The sequence below is a fragment of the Vibrio sp. 10N.222.54.E6 genome (genome assembly GCF_041473955.1).
GTDB lineage: Bacteria > Pseudomonadota > Gammaproteobacteria > Enterobacterales > Vibrionaceae > Vibrio > Vibrio tasmaniensis_A.
In genome coordinates, this window is sequence record NZ_JBFRTD010000021.1 from 1 (window position 1) to 2,943 (window position 2,943).

A 2,943-nucleotide genomic window follows, 5' to 3' on the forward strand; every position below is an offset into this window, starting at 1 on the left:
ACCCTTTCGGGTTGTATGGTTAAGTGACTAAGCGTACACGGTGGATGCCTTGGCAGTCAGAGGCGATGAAAGGCGTAATAACTTGCGATAAGCCCAGATTAGGTAGTAATAACCTTTTGAGTCTGGGATTCCTGAATGGGGAAACCCACTTACATAAGTAAGTATCCTGTTGTGAATACATAGCAACAGGAGGCAAACCGGGGGAACTGAAACATCTAAGTACCCCGAGGAAGAGAAATCAACCGAGATTCCGAAAGTAGCGGCGAGCGAAATTGGATTAGCCCTTAAGCTTTTAATGATGCAGGTGAAGAGTCTGGAAAGTCTCGCAATAAAGGGTGATAGCCCCGTAACCGACACATCATAATCAGTGAAAACGAGTAGGGCGGGACACGTGATATCCTGTCTGAATATGGGGGGACCATCCTCCAAGGCTAAATACTACTGACTGACCGATAGTGAACCAGTACCGTGAGGGAAAGGCGAAAAGAACCCCTGTGAGGGGAGTGAAATAGAACCTGAAACCGTGTACGTACAAGCAGTAGGAGCACCTTCGTGGTGTGACTGCGTACCTTTTGTATAATGGGTCAGCGACTTAATTTTAGTAGCAAGGTTAACCGTTTAGGGGAGCCGTAGGGAAACCGAGTCTTAACTGGGCGTACAGTTGCTAGGATTAGACCCGAAACCAGGTGATCTAGCCATGGGCAGGTTGAAGGTTGAGTAACATCAACTGGAGGACCGAACCGACTAATGTTGAAAAATTAGCGGATGACTTGTGGCTAGGGGTGAAAGGCCAATCAAACCTGGAGATAGCTGGTTCTCCCCGAAAGCTATTTAGGTAGCGCCTCGGACGAATACTACTGGGGGTAGAGCACTGTTAAGGCTAGGGGGTCATCCCGACTTACCAACCCTTTGCAAACTCCGAATACCAGTAAGTACTATCCGGGAGACACACGGCGGGTGCTAACGTCCGTCGTGGAGAGGGAAACAACCCAGACCGCCAGCTAAGGTCCCAAAGTATAGCTAAGTGGGAAACGATGTGGGAAGGCTCAGACAGCCAGGATGTTGGCTTAGAAGCAGCCATCATTTAAAGAAAGCGTAATAGCTCACTGGTCGAGTCGGCCTGCGCGGAAGATGTAACGGGGCTAAGCTATACACCGAAGCTGCGGCTACGTACCTTAGGGTATGTGGGGTAGGGGAGCGTTCTGTAAGCCGTTGAAGGTGGTCTGTAAGGGCTGCTGGAGGTATCAGAAGTGCGAATGCTGACATGAGTAACGATAAAGGGAGTGAAAAACTCCCTCGCCGGAAGACCAAGGGTTCCTGTCCAACGTTAATCGGGGCAGGGTAAGTCGACTCCTAAGGCGAGGCCGAAAGGCGTAGTCGATGGGAAACGGGTTAATATTCCCGTACTTCTTACAATTGCGATGGGGGGACGGAGAAGGCTAGGTGGGCCTGGCGACGGTTGTCCAGGTTCAAGTACGTAGGCGGAAAGTTTAGGTAAATCCGGACTTTCATTAACGCTGAGATACGATGTCGAGCTACTACGGTAGTGAAGTCATTGATGCCATGCTTCCAGGAAAAGCCTCTAAGCTTCAGATTGTAAGGAATCGTACCCCAAACCGACACAGGTGGTCGGGTAGAGAATACCAAGGCGCTTGAGAGAACTCGGGTGAAGGAACTAGGCAAAATGGTACCGTAACTTCGGGAGAAGGTACGCTCTTATCAGTGAAGTCCCTTGCGGATGGAGCAGACGAGAGTCGCAGATACCAGGTGGCTGCAACTGTTTATTAAAAACACAGCACTGTGCAAAATCGTAAGATGACGTATACGGTGTGACGCCTGCCCGGTGCCGGAAGGTTAATTGATGGGGTTAGACTTCGGTCGAAGCTCTTGATCGAAGCCCCGGTAAACGGCGGCCGTAACTATAACGGTCCTAAGGTAGCGAAATTCCTTGTCGGGTAAGTTCCGACCTGCACGAATGGCGTAATGATGGCCACGCTGTCTCCACCCGAGACTCAGTGAAATTGAAATCGCTGTGAAGATGCAGTGTACCCGCGGCTAGACGGAAAGACCCCGTGAACCTTTACTACAGCTTGGCACTGAACATTGAACCTACATGTGTAGGATAGGTGGGAGACTATGAAACCGCGTCGCTAGATGTGATGGAGTCGTCCTTGAAATACCACCCTTGTAGTTTTGATGTTCTAACGTTGGTCCCTGAATCGGGATTACGGACAGTGCCTGGTGGGTAGTTTGACTGGGGCGGTCTCCTCCCAAAGAGTAACGGAGGAGCACGAAGGTGGGCTAAACACGGTTGGACATCGTGTGGTTAGTGCAATGGCATAAGCCCGCTTGACTGCGAGAATGACAATTCGAGCAGGTGCGAAAGCAGGTCATAGTGATCCGGTGGTTCTGAATGGAAGGGCCATCGCTCAACGGATAAAAGGTACTCCGGGGATAACAGGCTGATACCGCCCAAGAGTTCATATCGACGGCGGTGTTTGGCACCTCGATGTCGGCTCATCACATCCTGGGGCTGAAGTCGGTCCCAAGGGTATGGCTGTTCGCCATTTAAAGTGGTACGCGAGCTGGGTTTAGAACGTCGTGAGACAGTTCGGTCCCTATCTGCCGTGGGCGTTGGAAAATTGAAAGGGGCTGCTCCTAGTACGAGAGGACCGGAGTGGACGAACCTCTGGTGTTCGGGTTGTCATGCCAATGGCATTGCCCGGTAGCTAAGTTCGGAATCGATAACCGCTGAAAGCATCTAAGCGGGAAGCGAGCCTTGAGATGAGTTTTCCCTGGCACTATAAGTGTCCTAAAGGGTTGTCGTAGACTACGACGTTGATAGGCAGGGTGTGTAAGTGCTGCGAGGCATTGAGCTAACCTGTACTAATTGCCCGTGAGGCTTAACCATACAACACCCAAGGGGTTTTGTGGACTCAAAGA

The 2,943-nt window shown here is 50.9% G+C and carries 1 rRNA gene; it reads left to right on the forward strand.

The annotated features are described in order from the left end of the window. Positions 1-17 precede the first annotated feature (17 nt). Positions 18-2,911: ribosomal RNA gene (locus AB4513_RS13435) — 23S ribosomal RNA — on the forward strand. Positions 2,912-2,943: the final 32 nt, after the last annotated feature.